The organism is Enterobacter sp. Ap-867 (genome assembly GCF_011752855.1).
Classification (GTDB): domain Bacteria; phylum Pseudomonadota; class Gammaproteobacteria; order Enterobacterales; family Enterobacteriaceae; genus Cedecea.
The window spans coordinates 291,229-314,354 of record NZ_VWWS01000006.1 but is presented as its reverse complement, the minus strand read 5'-3'; the positions used below and the strand labels follow the sequence as shown (position 1 = coordinate 314,354).

The window sequence follows — 23,126 nt, the reverse complement described above, 5'->3', positions numbered from 1 at the left end:
GTTTATTCTAAAATCCATTCCGTGCCGTTTTTCTCGTCATTTTGATTGTCCTTCTCATCAAGTCTCCTTCGAATTTTTATTAATTTTTTTACTTTCAAATATCAATGGATTAACAGAAAGTCGCGTCAGAGGCGGTAAGGGAAATCTGCGCCGAACCGATATATCTCATATCGGCCATTACCTCAGGAACGTTGGGCGCTATGAAAAATATCAAAGTTATCACCGGAATTGTCACTACGCTGGGGATCTTCAGCGTGCTCTTGCTGGTGACCGGGGTTCTGTACTACTCCTCCGTCAGCAGCGATCGCCTTAACTTCCAGAATACCGGCCTGCTGAACTACCAGCAGCAGCAACTGGGCGGCAGCTTCCAGACGCTGGTTGAAACTCGCGTCACCATCAACCGCGTGGCGATTCGCGTGCTGAAAAATCAGCGCGATCCTGCCTCGCTGGAGGCGATGAACAAGCTACTAACGAATGCCGGTGTGCTGCTGGCCGACGCGCAAAAGCAGTTCTCCAGCTACATGGATTCCGACGATGTGCCGGGTCAGGATAAAGCCCTCGACGACAAAGCGGCGGCCAGCTTCAAGCAAATGCACGACGTCATGGCCCAGTCTATTCAGTTCCTGAAGGCCGATAACTACCAGGCTTATGGCAACCTCGACGCCCAGCAGGCTCAGGACGATTTCAAAGCCGTTTACGGCCAGTGGCTGACTCAGAACACCCGGCTGTTGAAGGCCGCCAGCGCGGAGAACCAAAGCAGCTATACCGGTATGCTCTGGACGCTGGGCACCATTTTACTGATTGTCATCGCGGCGCTGGTGGTTATCTGGCTGGGGCTGCAGCGCGTGCTGCTGCGCCCGCTGAAAAACGTAATGGGGCATATCCAGGCGATCTCTGAGGGGGATTTAACTCGTACGATCGACGCCGAAGGGCGCAGCGAAATGAGCCGCCTGTCTGCCGGGCTTAAATCCATGCAGCAATCGCTGGCGAAGACCGTGAGCGTGGTGCGTGACAATGCGGATTCTATTTACACCGGTGCCAGCGAAATCTCTGCCGGCAGCAGCGATCTTTCCTCCCGCACCGAGCAGCAGGCGGCGGCGCTGGAGGAGACGGCGGCCAGCATGGAGCAACTGACCGCGACCGTGAAACAGAACACCGATAACGCTCGTCAGGCCACCGGTCTGGCGAAAAACGCCTCCGAAACCGCGCAAAAAGGCGGGCGCGTGGTGGATAGCGTGGTCAGCACCATGAACGAAATCGCCGAAAGCTCTGGCAAAATCGTGGATATCACCAGCGTTATCGACAGCATTGCTTTCCAGACCAACATTCTGGCGCTGAACGCCGCGGTAGAAGCTGCGCGTGCGGGTGAGCAAGGGCGTGGATTTGCCGTGGTTGCGGGAGAAGTCAGAACGCTGGCTAGCCGCAGCGCACAGGCGGCGAAAGAGATTAAAGTGCTGATTGAAAACTCGGTGTCGCGCATTGATACCGGCTCCAGCCAGGTGCGAGAGGCGGGCGCGACCATGAAAGAGATCGTCTCGGCGGTCACCCGGGTGACTGACATCATGGGCGAAATTGCGTCGGCCTCTGAAGAGCAAAGCAAAGGCATTGAACAGGTGGCGCAGGCGGTATCTGAGATGGATAGCGTGACCCAGCAGAACGCCTCGCTGGTGGAAGAGTCCGCTTCTGCCGCTGCGGCTTTGGAAGACCAGGCGAGCGAGCTACGCCTGGCGGTGGCGGTGTTCCAGCTCCAGCAATCCGGCGGACGCCGTGTGGAGGCGGTGCAGGAAAAACTTCGCCCGCAGCCAGCGACGTTGAAACCGCAAACGGCCTCAGCCTCTGATGCAAACTGGGAAACGTTCTGATTTTTTTCATTGCCAGTGCTGAGCGAAGAGACTCCGGGGGTAGTTTCCGAATGTACAGGACTTCCGATTCCACCCTCCGCGAATAGGCATGATTCATCCTGCTGACGGCTGGCAGGATGACACTTTAAATTGTCCGGGCGTCTTGCCAAATCTCAACCGAAACGCCTCTATGTAAGCGCTGATATTGCTGTAGCCGCTTCGCTCGGCGACTTCACCGATGGGTAAACCCGAAGTTATCCACTGGAGTGAGGACACTATTTTCGCCTGTTGCCGCCACTGGCTGAAACTTAACCCGGTTTGCTGATTGAATAAACGGCTGAGATTTCTGACGCTTAGTCCCCATTGCTGAGCAAGCTGCGCCTGATCGAGCCTGGTGTCGGGATGTCTCAATAATTCCTCTGCAACGTTACGCGCCCGGCGATCCGAAGGCAAAGTGAGCTCGAGAGGCCATTGTGGGAGCTGCTTTATTTCATGGCTCAAGAGCGTGAGAAGGCTACATAAATAATCAGATGACAGGGGTTGGTTAACATTAAGTTCTAAACGCGCCAGCAGCGCAAACACAAAATGGTCGACCCCATAAATCCCCGGTTCAGGTGGGAATAAGGTGCAGGAGGCTGCAGAGAGATAAAGGCTGCTTCCTTTGACGTTGCCCGGAAACCAGGCCCGGTGCTCTATTCCGGTGGGAAACCAACCCAGCGTGCCGGCGGTAACGTGCCACTGCGCCTGTAGCGTTTCAATCACCATCACGCCCTGCTCAAGCCAATAAAGCTGTCCCGAGGTATGTTTGTGCCAGGGCGTTGAGTGTTGGCGCAAATAATCAATTTTTTGTGTTTTTATCATATGGCTGATTAACCGTAAAAGTTGTCTTGATACGGATATTATCCAGTTATTAATGGTTTGTAGACTGGGGGCTCCAACAAAAGGAGTTTTCTATGAAATCGCAAAGCCAGAGCGTCATTGACGCATTACAGGAAATTATTTGTAGCCCCGAGCATGATGAACAAAAAATTGCACAGTACTTTGCTGCGGATTACCGGCAAATCGTCGATGGCAAATCACTGAGCTATGATGACTTCATTAATCATATGAGCGCGCTAAAAGTGCAGACCCAAAAAATGCATCTGACAGTTAAGGCGGCCGTTGGGGAAGGAGACACCGTATTTACGCAGCACTATGTAAAGGTCGAGAAAAATGAGGCTGAATGGAGTGAATTCGAAGTGTTTGCCCGATTTACCTTACTGGCTGGAAAAATTCATCGTTGCGAAGAGGTAACCCGGATGATTCACGGGGTGAGCGAGGACAGTGATTTTGGCAGCAGGCGCTGATTTTCTTTAGTACCCACTACGATGTTGCCAGAGACAGGAGCTAAGATGGTGGCTTATTAATGACAAACCCCGCGTCATGGCGGGGTTGTTTTCTTGCGGTACAGCGGTTTTCTAACTGATTAACTGTTTACTAAGGCCTGGGTTGGCCTGAATCAGACGCATTAATTTCAGTTCGGTGATGGAGGGCTTGAGTCGTCTGGACTCCCATTCCTGCACCATCGTTACGCTAACCCCCATCACCTGAGCAAAATCATCGATTTTTAGTCCGGTACTTTTACGTAGCTGCTCAAACTCCGAGAAGGCGCTGGGTTTCTGACTCAGGCTAACGGCCTGATTATCTTTAAAAACAATCTGCTCAAGACTGCTAAGCAGCTCAATCATTGGATCTTTATATTCCATTGAGAACTCCTCATAAATCACACAGCGAGAACGTGAACGCAAAGAAGCCTATTAACTGTAGCTGGATTTAAAGCGTGCGTGGGATCACGCTAGTGGCTAAACGTGCTGCAAAAAATGCTTATGCGTTTCAGCTGAATACGCAGTCGAAGTAAGCGCTTGAAAAGTCATAGATGCAGGCTTTTAGTATAAATATGTAAATAGTTATGCGGTTTATGACATCATGCCTGGAGCAGAGGTGTTGGCCGCAGCGGGCAAAGATAAAATTTTGCTGGACATGCCTAATGTACTCACATTAAAAAATAACTCATCCGCTGATGCGGTACAAAACTAAATAAAATTAGAACGGCCGTTATTAATTAGATGTCTAATGAATTAATTGTGTATTTTGTTTTGCTGTCGTTTATTTATCCTGCGTTTCACTGTCGGTGCTATACGTTGTATTTTGCGGTATCTGAATATAAAAAGATATGTTTTTAACATTTACCATTAATTCAATGATTTCAATTCCTTAATACCTAACCGTGGTTTTAAATAAAGGAACTTAATTTTGAAAAAATCTCTGGCAATCTCGGCATTTGCTTTATCCCTTTTATTTCCTGTATTAGGCCAGGCTGAAGATGGAAAAGCTTATTTAACCGTTGGCGGCGGCGTCGCGTTTGCGCCGGCTTATCAGGGGGCGGATAAATACCGGCCAACGGCGCTTTACGATTTGAGCATCGGCTACAGTCACGGAAGCTGGGGCAGCGTGAGTCTTGGGAATAATGGCCTTAGTTGGGCGCTGCCGCTGGATGAGCCTTTTGGCGTGGCGCTCTTGCTTGATTATGACTCAGGCCGGGATGAAGTTATTAATACGCTTGATGGCAAAGACAGAACGCTTAAGGGCATGGGCGACCTGGGGGGCGCTTTGCAGGCGGGCGTGGAACTAAGCTATCTGTTGGATCCCTTCCGCAGCTATGTAAAGGTGCTGCAGGCGACGAAGAAAAGGCATTATGGCGGAGAGGATTTAGGCCGCACTTTACTGGCTGAACTGGGGGTTGGCACCGTAACGCCTCTTAACGATCAGTTCTCTCTGCAAACAAATCTCTCCACAACATGGGCAAACAGCGGCTATCAACGCGGCTATTTTGGCGTGACTCCCGAGCAGGCGCAGCGCACGGCCTTTTCTACCTGGCGACCAGGCAGTGGTTTTAAGGATGTCACGCTGACCGCAGCGCTAAATTATGAATGGACCCAAAATATTGCGCTACAGGCGGGGGCGGGAGTCACCGCCTTAGTGGGTGATGCCGCCGACAGCCCAATTGTTGCAAAGAAAGTGGCCACGCTGAGTTTTGTCAGCGCCAGCTACAGTTTCTGATATTGGCCCTGGACGAGGATGTGTTTGCATAAGCGGCCAGATTAGCGGCCGCTTTATTATTTACTCTGCATGACTAAACCTTGCTAAGTAGAAGGTCTTTGTTATTCCTCAGCCAGTGCCTTGCCAAAGTTCAGGCAGAGAGGCAAAGCTTGCTCAGAGCGGAAAGAGATTGTTGCGAAAGGGTATCTTGCGAAGGGCGGTTGGACTATTCTTAGCATCGTTATTGGGTGGCAATTTGCCAGGTAGTGCATTGGTGACAGGAGTAGAAATGATGGCGACAGGTAAGTCCTGGTCTCGCTGGTTTGCGCCGCTGGCGGCGTTATTAATGGTGGTGAGCCTGAGTGGTTGCTTCGATAAAGAAGGCGATCAGCGTAAGGCGTTCATCGATTTTCTGCAAAACACGGCTATGCGTAGCGGCGACCGCCTGCCGACGCTGACGTCCGATCAGAAAAAACAGTTTGGCCCGCTGGTCTCTGACTACGCCATTCTGTACGGCTTCTCCCAGCAGGTTAGCCAGGCCATGGACGAAGGCATGAAGCCGGTTGTGGATAGCGTGAACAGCATCCGCGCTCCGCAGGATTACATGACCCAGCGTGACGCGCTGCGCCAGGCTAACGGTTCGCTGAACGTTTTGGGTCAGCAGGTTCAGAATGCCAAGATGCAGGCCGACGGTGCGCTTGCAGCGCTGAAGCAGCCTGACGATCTGAAAACCGTTTACTATCAGGTTTACCAGAAAGTCGTCACCGGCCCGGCGAACGCCATGGCGCCGTTGATCCCTGCCGCGCAGACCCTGACCCAGCAGCTGGTGCAGGTGGGTGATTTTATTGCCCAGCAGGGAACGCAAGTTGGCTTTGCTAACGGCGGGATTCAGTTCCCGACTTCCCAGCAGGCAAGCCAGTACAACTCGCTGATTGGCCCGCTGTCCGCTCAGCACCAGGCATTTACTCAGGCCTGGGCCGCAGCGCAGACTGCTACGCAGTAAGTTTTATGCTCTAAGAAAAAGCGGAGCGCTTCACGGCGACTCCGCTTTTTTTATGGCTGATATTCTCGATAAAAGGATGGCCGGCTGGGTTATTTAATAAACGCTTTTTATTTACTTGACGGATTTTAAAATATACCCTTTTAAAAGGACTTAATAATTAGCACGGAGCGGCTATGTATGTTTTACAGAAATGACGTTATTAGTTATCTGCAGTCAAATAAAATTCTTGCTCTAAAGCTTGATCGTGCAGTCATTGGGGTTCGGAAAGCAGTCTCACATCAGATTGAAACCATTGGCGCGGGGGCAACGCGGGCTTTGTATTACACATCATGCTTTACTGAAGAGTACCAGGATGTGTGCCAGCAGCAAAAAACTGAAGATATCAGATTTACTGGGGGTGTTATTTATTTGTTGCGAAATGGTGGCGTTGTTATTGATATGCTGGAAATTTACTTTGCCGAGATTTTTAAATTTAAGACATCTGAGCAATTACAATACATCCAGAAAAAGCTGATGGCTGTAAATGTCCATGTTGCTACTGGAGCATTTATCAAAAATGGACTTGCATTAGCTATTGCACGTTCAGTTGCTATTAGAATGAGGTTGAGTTTCAACATACAGATGATAGCAGGCCATATGTCGAGTGGATTAATAATGGCGACAGGGATGTATGGTTCAGTCCAGAAAGCCGCAGATAGCGCACACCGACTTCGTGCTGCCTATCCAGGCTACTATGCTGCGCTATACGCACAAGGTCTGGAAATGATGTATTTCCTGATAGAACCATTGTTTCAATATTCTCGTGCACGAGATGTACTTCGAGCATCAGATGACGAAATTATCGACATTATCACCAGCATGGCTCGATAACTATGATGAATCTGATAAAGAGATTTTTTAGAAGAGTGTTTAAGTCCCTTGTTGGGGTGTATGGTCCGCAGTTAATAATTATTGTATACGCATTAGTGCAGATTCACTTTTTTCCAGGTGCTCCACTTTGGCTTGTGCCAGTTTTCGCTATATTCATAATTTATATATTTGCACGCTATGTAAGATGGTAGTAGGCGTATTGCTGATGGTATCACAGGAGAGGGTTCCATAGTTATGATGAATATGATTAAAAGATTCTTTAAGCGACTTTTTAGATCTTTATTTTTCCCCTGTATTCCTACAGCAGCAACGGCCTTGTTCGCTATTCTCTGGATCTATTTTTTTCCTGATGGCCCCATCTGGCCTGTTGGTGTTTTCGCCATAGTTATGATTTATATCGTTGCCAGATACTTAAGATGGTGAGGTGCAGGGGAATCTATCGTGGATTATTGATAAAATAATTATATTTATATGCGAGAAAACATAAATGCAGGAAATGATCATGCGGTATAAGACCGAGGCAGCCTCATACCGGCATAACGTCATTTATTCGACGGGCTAGCTTTTTTCTGGCCCGCCGGAAAAGCTATTTCAGTACCTGCGGATTCACGCAGTTCACTTCCACCCTGCCGGTTAACGCGGTAATCAGGTTTTCCACCGCGCATTCTGCCATGCCGTAGCGGGTTTCATGGGTGGCGGAACCGATGTGCGGCAAGGCCACCACATTCGGCATGCCGAGCAGCGGGGACTCCAGCGGCAGGGGTTCTTGTTCGAAGACATCCAGTCCGGCGGCGTGAATTTTTCCCTCTTCCAGCGCCTGAATCAGCGCTTTCTCGTCCACCACCGGGCCGCGCCCGACGTTGATTAAAATGGCCGAAGATTTCATTTTCGCAATTTGCTCTGCACCAATCAGGTGACGAGTTTCGTCGCTTAGCGGCAGCAGAATACAAACGAAATCAGACTCGGCCAGCAGGGTGTCCAGGTCGCAGTAGCGAGCGTTAAAGCGCTCTTCCGCTTCCTTATGATGGCGGCGGGCGTTGTACAGAATTGGCATACTGAAGCCGAAGTGCGCGCGCTGTGCCAGCGCCAGGCCGATGCGCCCCATGCCCAGAATACCGAGCGTTTTATGATGCACGTCGATACCAAACCAGTCAGCGCCAATACTGCTTTGCCATTCGCCGACCTTCACGCGCTCGGCGACTTCCACCACGCGGCGTGCGCTGGACAGGATCAGCGCCATGGCGGTATCGGCGACGGTTTCGGTCAGCACCGTCGGGGTGTGCATCAGCACAACGCCGCGTTCGTTCAGGGCGTCCACATTAAAGTTATCGTAGCCGACAGAAACGGTAGAAGCTGCCCGCAGCTTTGGCGTATGCGCGAGAAACGCTGCGTCGACCTTGCCGCCGGAGCCGAGGATACCTTCCGCATTGGCAAACAGCGCTGCGTTCGCTTGCACGGTTTCCGGGCTGATATCGTCAAGCTGGGTGACGGTAAAGTGGCTTTCAAGCCGGGACAGCAGATTGTCAGGCAGTGCCTTGTAGAGGATGACGGACGGCTTCATGAGATTCTCCGTTTTCGGTTAAACGCGAACCGGGCGTCAGAGCGCCCGGCGCGGGGTCAGGCGTGATGTGCGCCGGACGGAATTTGTTGATGATTAGCAGGCTTCACAATCAGAGTAAGCCATACCGAGGCGAGCAGCGCCAGCCCCATAAAGACATAGGACGCCGCCGGGCTGCCGGTGGCGCCGTTCAGGTAGCCCACAAACCAGGAGCCGACGAAGGAGCCCAGCGCGCCCATGCTGTTGATTAAGGCCATCGCGCCGCCGGCAACGTTCTTCGGCAGCATCTCCGGGATAATGGCGAAGAAGGGGCCATAAGGGGCGTACATCGCGGCCCCGGCAATCACCAGCAGCGTATAGGACACCCAGAAATGGTTGGCACCGACCAGCCATGAGCCGAGGAATGCCAGGGCACCGATCAGCAGCAGCGGCCAGACAAACAGCTTCCGGTTTTGCATTTTGTCCGACGCCCATGAGACGGCGATCATCGCGATGGTCGCGGCCAGATAAGGCACGGAAGAGAGCCAGCCGACTTCCACCATTCCCATGCCTGACGCGCCCGCGCTGCGGATAATCGATGGCAGCCACAGCACGAAACCGTACACCCCGATGCTCCAGGCAAAATACTGCATACACAGAATAACCACGTTACGTGACCGGAAGGCTTCACTGTAGTTACGCACGGCTTTGATGCCTTCCTGCTCTTTCTGTAACTGCGCCTGCAGGGCGGATTTTTCACTGTCGGACAGCCAGCCCACCTGAGCCGGTTTATCTTTTACCAGCATCCACCAGGCAAACGCCCAGATAACCGCCGGGATCCCTTCGATGATAAACATCTCACGCCAGCCGAAGGCCTGAATCAGGTAGCCGGAAACGACCGACATCCACAGCACGGTGACCGGGTTGCCGAGGATCAGGAAGGTATTGGCGCGGGAGCGTTCGGATTTGGTAAACCAGTTGCTGATGTAAATCAGCATCGCTGGCATCACCGCCGCTTCCACCACGCCGAGGACAAAGCGGATGGCGGCCAGCATTGGAATGTTGCTCACCACGCCGGTCAGCGAGGCGCAGCCGCCCCACAGAATCAGGCAGACGAAGATAAGCTTACGCACGCTGCGGCGCTCGGCGTACATCGCCCCGGGGATCTGGAAGAAGAAGTAGCCGAGGAAGAACAGGGCTCCCAGCAGCGAGGAAATGCCTTTGGTGATGCCGAGGTCGTCGTTGATGCCTGCGGCGGAAGCGAAGCTGAAATTGGCGCGGTCGAGGTAAGCCAGGCTATACGTGATAAACACGATAGGCATGATGTACCACCAGCGCTTTGGCGCGATTGTCTGGTTTTTCATGAGAGTGCCTCTATCTTGAGGTTAACCGTATCGCTTTGTTTGTAGGGGACAGAGCGATGGATTTGGCGTTATTCGCCCAGTGCGCTTCGGGTCGGTAGCCCTTCGCTGTCACCGATGACCTGTATCGCCAGTGAGCCGATTTTGTTGCCCCGGCTGACTGCCTGATGCAAAGATTTCCCTTCCAGCAGGGCGCTGATCACCCCGACCGCAAAGCCGTCTCCGGCCCCCACGGTGTCCACTACGTTTTCCACTTTTACCGCCGCCACGGCGCCTTTCTCGCCGTCTGCGGTTTTATACCAGGCGCCGTCTGCGCCGGTTTTTAGCACCACGACCTTCACGCCCTGATGCAGATAAAAATCGGCGATCCCTTCAGGTGTGTTTTGACCTGTCAGCACAATGCCTTCTTTTACGCCGGGCAGCACCCAGTCGGCCTGGAATGCCAGCTGGTTAAGCTGTTTCACCATTGCGGCTTCGCTGCGCCACAGCACCGGGCGCAGATTCGGATCGAAGGAAAGCGTTTTGCCCTGCTGTTTCATCGTGTTGGCCGCGTGGCTCAGCAGCGCAAGAGACGTGTCAGAGAGTGCCGCCGCCACGCCGCTCAGGTGCAGATGGCGAGCCGAGAGGAAGTACTCCTCGTTGAAATCGGCCACAGATAAGTGGCTTGCGGCGGAGTCTTTACGGAAATACTCCACAATGGGATCGGTTCCATCTTCGACTTTGGATTTGAGCTGAAAACCGGTGCGGTACTGCTCATCGACCGTCACTCCGCGGCTGTCGATGTTTTCTTTCGCCAGCTGTTGCAGCACGTAGCGGCCAAAAGAGTCGTTGCCTACGCGGCTTACCCAGCCCACCTTCAGGCCCAGGCGAGCCAGCCCCGTGGCGACATTTAACTCCGCGCCAGCCGCGCGTTTCACAAAATGTTCGGCGGCGGCAAGGTCGCCGGTTTCGCTGGCGACAAACATCGCCATCGCTTCACCTATCGTGATGACATCCAGCTGATGCATGGTTATTCCTCGCGTAAAAGATTGACGTAATGCCGGGTAACTGCGACCAGGTCTCGCCCTTCCAGCGGAAACTCAATGCCGCGTGGGGCATCTGGCGGCAGCATATTCAGCAGCCCTTTCCAGTCTGAACTGGCATCATCCAGCGCCACAGCGCGGTAGCGGTTATGCTGGGCGACCGCTGTTTTGACGTGGATATAGCTCACGGAAGGTGCCAGCGTGCGGGCGGCCTGCTGTGGAGAGTCGTCCACCCACAGCCAGTTGGCCATATCGAAGGTGAGCGTCACCGGCAGGTTGTGAACGCCACAGGCGGCCTGGAAGCGCTGCATTGGCGCAAGTTTGCCGCTGTCGGTTTGGTCGTTTTCCACCACCAGCGCCACGGGGCTTTCGCTGAGCCACTGTTTTAGCGTGTCGAATGCCCGGGCGGTGTTGAACTGCCCGAGAGAGAGCTTCAGCCAGCGGGCATTTAGCTGGTGGGCCTCCTGCAGAAGTGAAGGGATCAGCGAGTTTAGCTTGCCGTCGCCCGTGAACAGCGGCTCCGGCGCGGAATAGCAGGCCTCAAGCCCGTGCTGGGTAATTTCTCCGGCCACGGTCGACAGAAAATCCAGCTGTGTGGCGGTGAACAGTTCGCGGCGGATTTCTACGCCGTCGGCCCCCGCTTCAGCAATGATCGGCAGCACCGCCTGTTGGCCACCGAGGGCGGCAAGGCGGTCGTGGCCGTAGGCGGCGGTGACGACAATAATTTTTCGCGGCATGGTGGTCTCCAGGCGATAACAACGAACGACTAATGTTATTTACGCTAGATGGAACCGGTTCCAAAGAAAAGACCCTGCTTGCCAATTTTTGAGCGCCATCACGAACAAAAGATTTAGCGGGAGGTGGAGCCTCGCACGATAAGCTCGCCGGAGAATAGCTGTTCACGTACGGTTTCAGCGGTGCCTTCAATGCGCCTCACAACTTGCTCCAGCGCGGCGTAGCCTATCTGCCAGGTAGGTTGCTTCAGGGTGGTGATGCCGACGCCGGCAAGTTCCGCCCACTCCAGCTCATCAAACCCCAACAGCCCGATATCGCTGCCCCAGCTCAGGCCGAGGCGGCGCATTGCGCGGGCAACCTGCAGCGTTAGCGCGCCGTTGGCGGAGATCACCGCTTTACGCATACCGCGGTGGCGGGAGTGGAACTCGCGAAGCGTGTTGTCTATTCGTTCTGCTTCATGCAGCGGTGTTTCGGCATTTTCGGCAATTATGCCGGAATGACGGCCTAAAGTGCTGCGAAATGCTCGCAACCGCTCATGGCGGGTGTTCACCATGCCAAGCGGTTCGCTCAGGAAAAGGAGAGCTTCGAAGCCCTGCTCGATGAGGTGTTCGGTGGCGGTTGTTGCGGCCTGAATGTTATCCAGCCCGACCATGTCACAGGCAAAGTCCGGGATTTTGCGGTCGATAAGCACCATCGGCAGGGCGGACTGTTGCAGGCGGTTGAGCCCTTCTTCACGCATCCCAACCGCATTGACTACAATCCCCTCAACCTGATAGCTGCGCAGCAGGTCGAGGTAGTGCAGTTCCTGATCGACTTCGTTGTTGGTGTTACACACCAGCGGCGTAAAGCCTTTCTCGCGGCAAGCGGCCTCTATACCGCTCAGCACGTCGACGGAATAAGGATTGGTGATGTCGGCAATGATCAGCCCGATAAGGCGGGTGCGCCCTCGCTTCAGGCCTCGCGCCATCTGGCTTGGGCGGTAGTCGAGTTCGGCAATGGCGCGCTCAATGCGCCCACGAAGGTCATCAGACAGCGCGTTCTGCTCACCGTTAAGGTAGCGGGAAACGCTGGTCTTCCCGGTCTTCGCCGCTTTCGCGACATCGCTTATCGTAGGGCGCGCTGCCTTGCCGTTCATAGCCGTCTCCAGAGGGTTAACCCTGCGGAGAGTAACATATTTTTATGCGGGGAAAAGTGAGGTGGCGTCTTTACACCGGTCAGGCAAACCGCGCCACGGCCCATTCAATAAATACCCGCAGCCTGGCGCTAAGGTGGCGGTTGGAAGGATAAACCAGGTACATCTGTTCCGGCGGCGGTGGGTAAGCCTCAAGCACGCTGACCAGCCTCCCGCTGTCGAGATACGGCTGGGCGGCAAAGCGAACGACCTGGGTTAAGGCCGCCCCGGAAAGCGCGATGGCGAGATGGGCGTTACTTTCGTTGACGCTAATCTGATAGCGGTGCTGCATCTCGATGGTTTTTCCCCGATCGACAAAGCGCAGCGGAGAGATGCGGTCATTGCGCGCGTGGCGGTAATGCGCCAGCGGGTATCCCTGTTCAAGTTCTTCGGGCCGGGAAGGCGTGCCGTAGCGCTGAAAGTAGTCCGGCGTGGCGCAGGTAACCCAGTCCATAGTAAACAGGCGGCGGGCAATCAGCGTGGAATCAACCAGTGGGCCGCTGCGTATCACGCAGTCCGCATTGTCGTTGATTAAATCGACCAGTCGGTCGCTGACGCCAAGATCTATGGAGATACCCGGGTAGCGTTCAAGAAATTCCGGCAGCGCGGGAATCAGTATCTCGCGAGAGAAAGATCCGCCGACATCCACGCGCAGCACGCCCTGAGGCTCGGTTTGTGATTCGGTCATGCTGCCTTCCATCTGCTCCAGGTCGGCCAGCCATTTTACGGTGCGGCGGTAGTAGCATTCGCCCTCTTTGGTGACCGATACGCTGCGGGTTGTGCGCTGAAACAGCTTGGTCTGCAGGTGGTTTTCAAGATTTTGAATCAGTTTAGTGACGGTCGCTTTCGGCATACTCAGAGAGTCGGCGGCACGGGTAAACCCGCCGGTTTCCACCACGCGATTAAACACCCGAATAGCCAGTAAATGATGATCCATAGCCGTCCTCAACGAAAAACCCTGCCTCCGGCAGGGTTTTGTTTATCCACGTAAACAATCATCCACATTGTTTAGCGCTAATCATCCGGCTGTGCAAGGAGAGGCCGAAAACCAGCGTGGCCGAGAGCAGCAGCGCCCCGCCAAACAGCATGGCGCTGCTGACGCCGTGCCAGTCTACGACTTCACCGCCGATCAGGGCACCTGATGCCAGGGCAACCTGAATCACCGTGACCATCAGCGCCTGGCCTGCTTCCGGCGCGTCCGGCACCGCTTCAAACATCCAGTTTGTCGCGCAGACCGGCACGGCCCCAAAGGCCAGGCCCCACACCAGCACCATTACCGTGGCGCCCGCAAGGCCGCTAAGCAGTGGGGAAACGAGCAGGATAATGGCCAGCATCGCCGTCGCCAGAATGAAGGTCCCGCGCAGGCTGCGCTCCGCCAGGCGTTCCCCGATAAAGGTACCCAGCAGGCCAACTGCGCCGTAGGCCAGCAGTTGGAAAGTGATCGCCGACGGGCTGAGCACAAAGACCTGCTGCAGCAGCGGACGCAGGTAGGTGTAAGCCGAGAAATGGCCCACAAACAGCAGCACAATGGCGATAAGCCCAATGCGGGCCATAGGCAGGCGCAGCGGAGACAGCAAATCCTGAATGGTGAGCGCCCGGCCAGGCGGCACGGAAGTCAGCAGGCGAAACTGGGCAAGCAGCGTGATGGCGGCTAAACAGGCGCTGGCAAAGAATGCCGTACGCCAGCCGAACAGGTCGCCGATGAATGCCCCGGCGGGGACGCCGCACACCGCGCCGACGGACACGCCGCTAATGATCAGTGCCACGGCGCGTCCCTGGCTCGCTTCCGGCACAAGGTGACGGCCATAGTTCATCGAGAAGGACCAGAACCCGCCGACGGAGATCCCCAGCAGTACGCGGCCCAGCAGCATCATCGGGAAGTTAACGGCCAGGGCGGACACCAGATTTGAGACGACCAACAGCAGCGACAGGCCAAGCATCAGCAGGCGGCGGTCGAGGCTGCCCGAAGCCAGACTCAGGACCGGGGCCGCGACGGCGGCAACAATGCCTGGCATGGTGACCATCAGCCCGGCGGTGCCGGTGGAAATATTCAGGGAAGGTGCGATGTTGGTCAGCAAACCGATGGGTAGAAACTCGGTGGTAACCATGACAAAGCAGGCCACGGTCAGGGAAAAGACCGCGATCCACGGGGATGTGGCAGGTTTATCTTTATTATTCGACATAGTATTGCGCTTCCGCAGAGACATGCATGAGTGACAGGGATCACAATTTACTCAGTCAGCGGCGGGGGATAAATGCAGGATTTATGATTTCACTGTTTCTGTGGGGGAATAATACGGGAGTCTGCCAGGTTTTCTTGGAAAAAATAAATTAATCAATATGTTGTGAAAAAACCCTCTCCTTTTAAGGAGAGGGTGAAAACGATTAACGCAGTTCCCCGTTCACATCCTGGTCAACTGCGAAACACGCCACCAGCTGGCCATTGCCGTAGTCTTTCAGCTGCGGCTGGAGCTGGGTGCATGGCCCGAAGCGACGGCTGCAGCGGGCGTTAAAGGCGCAGCCCGGCGGCGGGTTCAGCGGGCTTGGCAGCTCGCCGGTCAGCTTGATGCGTTCGCGACGTTCGTCCGGGTTCAGGCGCGGCGTGGCGGACAGCAGCGCCTGGGTGTACGGGTGGCGCGGGTTGGAGAAGATTTGCTCTTTGCTGCCCTTCTCCACGCAGCGGCCGAGGTACATCACCATCACTTCATCGGCGATGTGCTCTACCACCGACAGGTCGTGGGAGATGAACACGTAGGACAGCCCCAGATCCTGCTGCAGATCCATCATCAGGTTCAGTACCTGAGCACGCACCGACACGTCGAGTGCGGAGACCGGCTCATCGGCAATCACCACGTCCGGGTCAAGCATCAGGCCCCGAGCGATAGCGATACGCTGGCGCTGGCCGCCGGAGAACATGTGCGGATAGCGGTCGTAGTGCTCGGTTTTCAGACCCACTTTCGCCATCATCTCCAGCGCTTTTTCGCGGCGCTCGGCTTTGCTCAGGCTGGTGTTGATTTGCAGCGGCTCTTCCAGGATCTGCCCCACTTTTTTACGCGGGTTCAGCGAGCCATAGGGGTTCTGGAAGACGATCTGGATTTTCTGCCGGCGCAGCTTTTCCGCCGAGGCGTCCGGGATCAGCAGATCCTGGCCCTGGTAGTAAAGCTCCCCGCCGGTCGGCACTTCGATCATGGTCAGCAGGCGGCCGAGGGTGGATTTCCCGCAGCCGGATTCACCGACGACCGCCAGCGTTTTGCCGCGTTCGAGGGTAAAGCTTACGCCGTCCAGCGCTTTTACCAGGCGTTCAGGAGCGAAAAAGCCCTTCTTCACCGGGTAATGTTTTTTCAGGTCGATGGCCTGCAACAGCGGTTGCGCGGTGGCCTGTGGGGTACTCATAGGGTTGGCCTCCCGGCATCATCGAGTGGGTAGTGGCATTTGGACTGACGCCCGTCTGCCAGCAGGGTTAACGCTGGCTCTTCGCTGCGGCATTTGTCGGTCGCATACGGGCAGCGTGGGTTCAGCAGGCAGCCGTTCGGGCGGTCGTATTTGCCCGGTACTACGCCCGGCAGCGAGGCCAGACGCGCTTTATCCTGAGCAAATTCCGGCAGCGCACGGAGCAGAGCCTGGGTGTACGGGTGACGCGGCGCGCGGAAGATATCGTGGGACGAACCCGCTTCCACAACCTGCCCTGCGTACATCACGATGATTTTATGGGCGGCTTCGGCAACCAGCGCGAGATCATGGGTGATCAGGATCAGCGCCATGTTCTCTTTTTGCTGCAGCTCCAGCAGCAGTTCGATGATCTGCGCCTGAATAGTTACGTCGAGCGCGGTGGTTGGCTCATCGGCGATCAGCAGCTTAGGACGACAGGCGATCGCCATGGCGATCATCACGCGCTGGCTCATCCCGCCGGAAAGCTGGTGCGGGTAAACGTCGAGACGTGAAGCCGGGTCAGGAATACCCACCTGGGTCAGCAGGTCGATTGCGCGCTGGCGGCGGGTTTTCTTGTTACCCCCCTGGTGCACCTTAATGGCTTCCATAATCTGGAAACCGACGGTGTAGCACGGGTTCAGGCTGGTCATCGGGTCCTGGAAGATCATCGCCACTTCGGCGCCCACCAGGTTGCGGCGCTCTTTCTCAGAAATGCGCTTCAGATCCCGGCCGTTGAATTCCAGTTTTTCCGGCATCACCCGGCCAGGGAAGTCAATAAGCCCCATAATCGCCAGCGAGCTGACGGATTTACCGGAGCCGGACTCGCCCACGATGCCGACAACCTGCCCCTGATCCACGCTATAGCTGATGCGGTCCACGGCACGGAACGGTGCGTCTTCGTCGCCGAAGTGCACCGATAATTTATCTACATTTAATAACGCCATCTCGAACCTCTTACTGCTTCAGTTTGGGATCGAGCGCGTCACGCAGACCGTCACCCATCAGGTTAAATGCCAGCACCGTTAGCAGGATTGCCAGACCTGGGAAGGTCACAACCCACCAGGCACTCTGCGCGAACTGCAACACGTCGGCGAGCATGGTGCCCCACTCCGGTGTTGGCGGCTGCGCACCCATGCCGAGGAAGCCAAGAGCGGCCATATCGAGAATGGCGTTTGAGAAGCCGAGCGACGCCTGAACGATCAGCGGCGCAAGGGTATTCGGGAAGATATTCACAAACATCTGGCGAACCGGGCCAGCGCCCGCCACTCGGGAGGCGGTCACGTAGTCGCGGTTAACTTCCACCAGCACCGCAGCACGCGTTAAACGCACATAGTGCGGCAGCGCGACGAAGGTTAGCGCCAGCGCGGCGTTGCCGATGGACGGGCCGAAGATAGCCACCAGCACCAGCGCCAGCAGCAGGCTTGGCAGTGCCAGCATGATATCGACCACGCGCATGATGATGTTGTCGACCACGCCGCCGAAGTAACCGGCGACCAGGCCCAGCATAATCCCCATCACCAGCGACAGGACAACCACCAGGCAGCCGACCAGCAGCGACAGGCGAGCGCCGTACATCAGGCGGGACAGCACATCGCGACCGACGTCGTCGGTGCCGAGGATGTAGCTCCAGCTCCCGCCTTCCTGCCACACCGGCGGGTGCAACAGCGCGTCGCGGAACTGCTCCGCTGGCGCGTGGGGCGCGAGGAAGTTAGCGAAGACGGCGATGAAGATCATGATGGCGACGTACACCAGGCCGATCACCGCCCCTTTATTGCGTTTGAAGTAGTGCCAGAACTCCTGGAAAGGCGTCATCGGCTTGGGTGCTGCCACCACTTTGTTTTCTGTCAGTTGCGTCATGATGGCCCCTTATTTCTTATGGCGTATACGCGGGTTCACCACGCCGTACAGCAGGTCTACCAGCAGGTTGACGAGGATAATCATCGTCGCCACCAGCAGCACGCCGCCCTGGACTACCGGGTAGTCACGACGCTGCAGAGCGTCAATGAGCCAGCGGCCAAGACCCGGCCAGGAGAAGATCGTTTCCGTCAGGATGGCGCCCGCCAGCAGAGTACCGACCTGCAGGCCGATAACCGTGACGACCGGCAGCATCGCGTTGCGCAGGGCATGAACCACGATCACGCGCATGCGGGTCAGACCCTTGGCGCGAGCGGTACGGATGTAGTCTTCGCCCAGCACTTCCAGCATGGAAGAGCGGGTCATACGCACGATAACCGCCAGCGGAATAGTGCCCAGCACAATGGCAGGCAAAATCATGTGGGCGACGGCGTCAATAAAATCACCCGGCTGGCCCCAGATAGCGGTATCTATCAGCGCAAATCCGGTGAGCGGCAGGGAGTCATCAAGGAACACGGTGTCGCTGATGCGCCCGGACACTGGCGTCAGGTTCCAGTGCACCGATACCAGCATGATGAGCATCATACCCCACCAGAAAATTGGCATGGAATAGCCGGTCAGCGCGAGGCCCACGGCGGTGTGGTCGAAGATTGAACCACGCTTCACGGCGGCCATAACGCCCACCGGAATGCCGACGGCAACGGCGAAAATCATCGCGCAGATGCCGAGTTCCAGCGTCGCTTTAAAGCGCGGCACGAACTCGTCCCAAACCGGGAGGCGGCTCTTTAATGAAATGCCCAGATCGCCATGCATTACGCCCCAGATGTAATGGAGGTACTGCTGCCACATTGGCTTGTCGAGACCCATCTCGGCCAGCAGTTGGGCATGACGCTCAGGAGAAATACCGCGCTCTCCGGCCATGATCATCACCGGGTCTCCGGGGATCATATGCACGAAAGCGAAGGTGAGTAGGGTAATACCTATAAACGTGGGGATGACTAACCCCAGTCGTCGGAGGATGAACTGCAGCATATCCCGGATTCTCTGTAGTGACGGAAAGCCTGGTAACTGTTCCGTCTGTATTGCTCACAAATGTTTCCCCCTCTCCCTTTGAGGGAGAGGGTCGGGGTGAGGATGGACAACGCCAATACCCCTCACCCTAACCCTCTCCCCATGGGGGAGAGGGAATAAAGCACGTTACTTTTATTATTCGACGGACACGTTTTCGAAGTGGTGTTTGCCCAGTGGATCAACCACGTAGCCTTTAACTTCTTTACGCACTGGCTCGAACACGGTGGAGTGAGCGATGATCAGCGCTGGCGCCTGATCGTGCATCACAACCTGAGCCTGTTTGTACAGTTCAACACGCTTGTTGTGGTCGTCGGTGGCGCGAGCCGGCTGAATCAGATCTTCAAACGGCTTGTAGCACCAGCGAGAGTAGTTGGAACCGTCTTTCGCCGCGGCGCAGCTGAACAGGGTGGCGAAGAAGTTATCCGGATCCCCATTGTCGCCGGTCCAGCCCATCATTACGGCCTGGTGTTCACCGGCTTTAGCACGCTTCAGGTACTCGCCCCACTCGTAGGTCACGATTTTGGCGGTCACGCCAACTTTCGCCCAGTCAGCCTGAATCATCTCAGCCATGCGGCGAGCGTTCGGGTTGTATGGACGCTGAACTGGCATCGCCCACAGGTCAACGGTGAAGCCTTTGTCCTGACCCGCTTCTTTCAGCAGCGCTTTCGCTTTTTCAGGATCGTAGGTGTAGTCCTTCACGTCATTGTTGTAGCCCCACATGGTTGGTGGGATCAGGTTTTTAGCCGCGGTGCCCGCGCCCTGATAAACGGCTTTAATGATCGCTTCTTTGTTCACCGCGTAGGTCAGCGCCTGACGCACTTTCACGTCGTCAAACGGCTTCTTCTCGGTGTTGAAGGAGAGATAGCCCACATTCAGGCCAGCCTGTTCCATCAGATTGATGTTCTTGTCTTCTTTCATACGGGCAATGTCGGCCGGGTTCGGGAACGGCATCACCTGACATTCGTTTTTCTGCAGTTTGGCATAACGCACGGAAGCGTCAGGCGTGATGGAGAAGACCAGGCGATCGATCTGCGGCTTGGTACCCCAGTAGCCCGGGAAGGCTTTATACAGAATACGGGAGTCTTTCTGGTACTGCAGCAGCTGGAATGGACCGGTACCAATTGGGTTCAGGTCTGTTTTTTCCGGGGTGCCGGCTTTCATCATGTTGTCCGCATATTCTTTAGAAAGAATAGAGGCGAAGTCCATGGCCATGTCCGCGAGGAACGGTGCTTCCGGGCGAGCCAGCACGAACTGCACGGTGTTATCGTCGACTTTCTTGATCTCGGTGATCAGGTCAGGCAGGCCCATACCTTCGAAGTATTCGTAGCTGCCGCCAGAGACTTTGTGATACGGGTTGTCTTTGTTTTTCTGACGGTCGAAGGAGAACACAACGTCGTCGGCGTTGAAATCGCGAGTCGGTTTGAAGTCTTTATTGTCCTGCCACTTCACGCCTTTACGCAGGTGGAAGGTGTAGGTTTTACCGTCCGGGCTAACGTCCCATTTTTCAGCCAGGCCTGGGATGATTTCGGTGGTGCCGGTTTTAAATTCCACCAGACGGTTATAAATCGGTACGGAGCTGGCATCGTAAGTCGTGCCGGAAGTGAACAGCTGTGGGTTAAAGCCCTCTGGGGAACCTTCTGAACAATAAACCAGGGTTTTGGCTTGTACGCTTGCTGCAACGGTCATGGCAACCAGGCTCAGACCAAATTTCAGCATCCCTGACTTCTTCAAGGAAATACTCATTATTCTGCTCCAATTATGTGTCGTGTTGTGTTTTGTAACCGTCTGACCATTGTTATTGGTGGGTGGTCGGTACGGTGTGCCCGGAGGCGGTGGTGAGGCTAGCAGTTCCTTTCGCGAGTCATGCATGGAGGTAGCACAGACGGTCCGTAAATAGCCCCTCTCGTCCTACAATCTGTCAACAGATTAAGGAAACGTCAATACAGGTCACGGGGATTTACAAGCAAGGTGGGATTCGGCGGGCAAAGATTAAAAAAACCTTCCGGGGACATTTCCAGCAGGGAAATTTATGCTACAGGCTTGTTACCAGAATATTGCACTGCTTAATTTGCAACCTATAGCGCGAACCGATTGTCCGGAATAGGTAAAATTTTGTGTTAAACGATGAATTGTTGCACGATTTATTTTGTGATCTGCATCGCTCACAGCGGAAAATGCTGTCTGCCATCATAAGCGGCGGCGCAAAAAACCATGCTTTTCCATAACCAAATACGATGAATTAATCGGGCCTGGCAGAGGCAAAACTGGCAGAAACTGAGGCGAATAAACGGCGAGGTTCAAAATATAAAAACACTCCGTAGCATGGAGTGTTTTATTTAATTGTTGGATGCGGCGTGGATATTAATTCACGGCTTTATCCGGCACGTGGCACCAGTTGTTATTCTGGTTAATCCCGCCGTTAGGCGAGGTGTAGCCCAGGCAACCGAGAATGGTGTCGAACAACTCAACGTGGCGATGCGGCACCTTCATGGCTGCCTGCTCTTGCAGATGTTTAAAGGCGGCGGCAGCCGTTGGATTGGCCAGGTATTTATCCGAGGCCCAAACCAGCAGCGGGACGCGGAATTGCTCCGGCGGTGCCATTTTCCGCGGCGTGCCGTGCAGATGCATGGAATCGCTGATGGATTCGCCGTGGTCGGCGGCGTAGAAGACTATCGCCTTCTTATCGCGAAGCTGGTCGAGCACGCTGTCTATCATCGTATCGACATACAGGACCGAATTATCAAAGGCGTTAATCAGCATCTCCTTTGAACAGCCTTTGCCAATATCAATGCATTCTGGCGTCCATTTCGCAAAGCTGCGCGGGTAGCGCTGGGCATAGGAGAAGTGGGAGCCTTTGGTATGCAGAATGATCAGATGTTTGCCGTCAGGATTCTGCTCGAGAGATTGCTTCATCTCATCAACCAGCAGCATGTCGTCCACGGTTTTACCGCGATTGCGGGGCTCGGCGGCGATTTGTTCGCGGAAGGCAAGGGTGTCCGGCATGGCGTTTTTGTAGAACCAAATTTCGCTCTGCATGGCGTAAAGGTCGGTACTAAACCCCAGCTGTTTTAAGACCGCGAAGATGTTTTGCTCTTTCAGAGTACGCTGAGGGTTATCTTCTGCCCCGCCTTCGCGGACGAACATGCAGCGCAGCGATAGCTTGGTTGCGGTGTCGCAGGATTCCCCGCGGAAGGCGACCAGATTTTTCTCTTTGGCGAGGTTCGGCGTGGTGTCACGGCCATAGCCCAATATTCCCATATGATCCCAGCGCGTGGTTTCGCCAATAATAAACACCACATAAGCGTCGTCCAGTCCCGTCGGTGTGACGTAGGTGAACTTTTTCGTCGGGTTCATTAGCGAACCGTTGCCGGTGGATTCGTCGGCATTCGCCCAGGCAAACAGCCCCAGGGAGGAAACCCAGTTGACCGGCACATAGGAGCTGGCCACCACCCCGCCGTAGCTGGCCATATCCGTCGTTGAACCTTGCTCATCGTCGGACTGCATTTCACCCAGCATACGCAGAGGCGCCCAAACCAGCAGCCCCGCGCAGAGCAGGATAGCGATGTTTTTGATGCGCTGGCCGGGGGTTTTCAACTGCTGAAGCAGCGTGTCCTGGGCGCTGTTGAACCAGATAAGGAACAGCGGGATAGCGCTGACCAGCGTCATCCAGATGGCAAAGTGGTAGCCCACAACTTCTTTAGAAAGATCGATATCGGTGGTCATCACCGAGGCAATAATGCCGTAGCCAATCACCACGTTGAAGAAGGTCATGTAGTAGCTGGCGGCCACGGAACACAGCACCACGAAGGAGGCCAGCACCCGCCAGAGATTGCGGCCAAAGAGCGACAGCAGGCGTAACAGGAAAAACGTCACCAGCAGGCAGGCGAAAAACTCTGCCGCGGCGGCCAGGCCCTTCCAGGCGATGAAGAGCTGGGCACGGCTATCAAAACGTTGGTAGAAAACAGAGATATTCAAAAACCAGCCAATGTATACCCCCAGCAAGAGACACAGTTTTTGCTGGGATAATGTTTTTATGTAATTCATGCAGGGCATCCAGGCGATATAAAATATAAGCGCTATTCAGACCGTGGAGTCGCCAGCTAGTTCTGAAAAGCTTGTGAAACGAAGAGGATTCCTGGTGAGAGGGCAAAATT

Annotated in this window: 20 protein-coding genes; 5 read left to right on the top strand and 15 right to left on the bottom strand. The window is 55.1% G+C overall.

Annotation, left to right across the window (positions count from 1 at the left end):
• Positions 1–200 precede the first annotated feature (200 nt).
• Positions 201–1,862: a methyl-accepting chemotaxis citrate transducer gene (tcp, locus tag F3J26_RS16320; protein WP_166994883.1), complete on the top strand. Its 1,662-nt coding sequence runs from the start codon at positions 201–203 to the stop codon at positions 1,860–1,862.
• 93 nt (positions 1,863–1,955) lie between these two features.
• On the opposite strand, the gene F3J26_RS16315 is transcribed toward tcp, so the two are convergent.
• The gene (locus F3J26_RS16315; RefSeq protein WP_166994882.1) at positions 1,956–2,702 is read right to left on the bottom strand and encodes an AraC family transcriptional regulator; all 747 of its coding nucleotides are present in this window, start codon (positions 2,700–2,702) and stop codon (positions 1,956–1,958) included.
• A 92-nt stretch (positions 2,703–2,794) separates the two neighbouring features.
• Between F3J26_RS16315 and F3J26_RS16310 the strand changes: the two genes are divergently transcribed.
• Positions 2,795–3,187, top strand: a complete 393-nt coding sequence (locus tag F3J26_RS16310; RefSeq protein ID WP_166994881.1) for a nuclear transport factor 2 family protein — start codon at positions 2,795–2,797, stop codon at positions 3,185–3,187.
• Between the two features lie 111 nt (positions 3,188–3,298).
• Here F3J26_RS16310 and F3J26_RS16305 read toward each other — a convergent pair whose 3' ends face one another.
• Positions 3,299–3,586 (bottom strand): HTH-type transcriptional regulator, encoded by a 288-nt coding sequence (locus tag F3J26_RS16305; RefSeq protein WP_008457638.1) that lies wholly within the window; start codon positions 3,584–3,586, stop codon positions 3,299–3,301.
• 547 nt (positions 3,587–4,133) lie between these two features.
• On the opposite strand from F3J26_RS16305, the gene F3J26_RS16300 reads away from it, so the two are divergent.
• The 3 genes from F3J26_RS16300 to F3J26_RS16290 all read left to right on the top strand — a co-directional run bounded on the left by F3J26_RS16300 (position 4,134) and on the right by F3J26_RS16290 (position 6,792).
• Complete coding sequence (locus F3J26_RS16300) at positions 4,134–4,940, top strand: MipA/OmpV family protein (protein ID WP_166994880.1); 807 nt, start codon at positions 4,134–4,136, stop codon at positions 4,938–4,940.
• Between the two features lie 271 nt (positions 4,941–5,211).
• Complete coding sequence (locus tag F3J26_RS16295; RefSeq protein ID WP_039296391.1) at positions 5,212–5,922, top strand: DUF3053 domain-containing protein; 711 nt, start codon at positions 5,212–5,214, stop codon at positions 5,920–5,922.
• 177 nt (positions 5,923–6,099) lie between these two features.
• On the top strand, positions 6,100–6,792 hold the full coding sequence (locus F3J26_RS16290; protein WP_166994879.1) for a hypothetical protein: 693 nt from the start codon (positions 6,100–6,102) through the stop codon (positions 6,790–6,792).
• Between the two features lie 586 nt (positions 6,793–7,378).
• Here the strand turns inward: F3J26_RS16290 and ghrB are convergent.
• From ghrB to eptB, 13 genes are all read right to left on the bottom strand, one after another.
• Positions 7,379–8,353, bottom strand: a complete 975-nt coding sequence (gene ghrB, locus F3J26_RS16285) for a glyoxylate/hydroxypyruvate reductase GhrB (RefSeq protein WP_166994878.1) — start codon at positions 8,351–8,353, stop codon at positions 7,379–7,381.
• Positions 8,354–8,409: 56 nt separating this feature from the next.
• Positions 8,410–9,693: an MFS transporter gene (locus F3J26_RS16280; protein WP_008457627.1), complete on the bottom strand. Its 1,284-nt coding sequence runs from the start codon at positions 9,691–9,693 to the stop codon at positions 8,410–8,412.
• A gap of 68 nt (positions 9,694–9,761) precedes the next feature.
• Complete coding sequence (locus tag F3J26_RS16275) at positions 9,762–10,697, bottom strand: PfkB family carbohydrate kinase (protein WP_166994877.1); 936 nt, start codon at positions 10,695–10,697, stop codon at positions 9,762–9,764.
• 2 nt (positions 10,698–10,699) lie between these two features.
• Positions 10,700–11,449: a sugar phosphate isomerase/epimerase family protein gene (locus tag F3J26_RS16270; RefSeq protein ID WP_008457623.1), complete on the bottom strand. Its 750-nt coding sequence runs from the start codon at positions 11,447–11,449 to the stop codon at positions 10,700–10,702.
• A gap of 113 nt (positions 11,450–11,562) precedes the next feature.
• Positions 11,563–12,582 (bottom strand): substrate-binding domain-containing protein, encoded by a 1,020-nt coding sequence (locus F3J26_RS16265; RefSeq protein ID WP_166994876.1) that lies wholly within the window; start codon positions 12,580–12,582, stop codon positions 11,563–11,565.
• A 79-nt stretch (positions 12,583–12,661) separates the two neighbouring features.
• A complete protein-coding gene (locus F3J26_RS16260) occupies positions 12,662–13,555 on the bottom strand; it encodes a LysR family transcriptional regulator (RefSeq protein WP_008457619.1) in 894 nt (297 codons plus the stop codon).
• A 58-nt stretch (positions 13,556–13,613) separates the two neighbouring features.
• Entirely contained in the window at positions 13,614–14,801 is a 1,188-nt protein-coding gene (locus F3J26_RS16255; protein WP_166994874.1) for an MFS transporter, read from the bottom strand.
• Positions 14,802–15,003: 202 nt separating this feature from the next.
• Positions 15,004–16,011: a dipeptide ABC transporter ATP-binding subunit DppF gene (gene dppF, locus F3J26_RS16250; RefSeq protein ID WP_166994872.1), complete on the bottom strand. Its 1,008-nt coding sequence runs from the start codon at positions 16,009–16,011 to the stop codon at positions 15,004–15,006.
• Positions 16,008–16,991, bottom strand: coding sequence for a dipeptide ABC transporter ATP-binding protein (dppD, locus tag F3J26_RS16245; RefSeq protein WP_008457613.1), 984 nt, complete (start codon positions 16,989–16,991; stop codon positions 16,008–16,010). Before dppD ends, dppF begins: the two co-directional genes overlap by 4 nt.
• Before the next feature lie 10 nt (positions 16,992–17,001).
• The gene (gene dppC / locus F3J26_RS16240) at positions 17,002–17,904 is read right to left on the bottom strand and encodes a dipeptide ABC transporter permease DppC (protein WP_166994870.1); all 903 of its coding nucleotides are present in this window, start codon (positions 17,902–17,904) and stop codon (positions 17,002–17,004) included.
• Between the two features lie 9 nt (positions 17,905–17,913).
• Positions 17,914–18,933, bottom strand: coding sequence for a dipeptide ABC transporter permease DppB (dppB, locus tag F3J26_RS16235; RefSeq protein ID WP_166994868.1), 1,020 nt, complete (start codon positions 18,931–18,933; stop codon positions 17,914–17,916).
• Positions 18,934–19,107: 174 nt separating this feature from the next.
• The gene (dppA, locus tag F3J26_RS16230; RefSeq protein WP_008457607.1) at positions 19,108–20,715 is read right to left on the bottom strand and encodes a dipeptide ABC transporter periplasmic-binding protein DppA; all 1,608 of its coding nucleotides are present in this window, start codon (positions 20,713–20,715) and stop codon (positions 19,108–19,110) included.
• A gap of 618 nt (positions 20,716–21,333) precedes the next feature.
• Positions 21,334–23,016 carry a kdo(2)-lipid A phosphoethanolamine 7''-transferase gene (gene eptB, locus F3J26_RS16225; RefSeq protein WP_166994865.1) on the bottom strand — a complete coding sequence of 561 codons (1,683 nt, stop codon included), beginning with the start codon at positions 23,014–23,016 and terminating at the stop codon, positions 21,334–21,336.
• Positions 23,017–23,126: the final 110 nt, after the last annotated feature.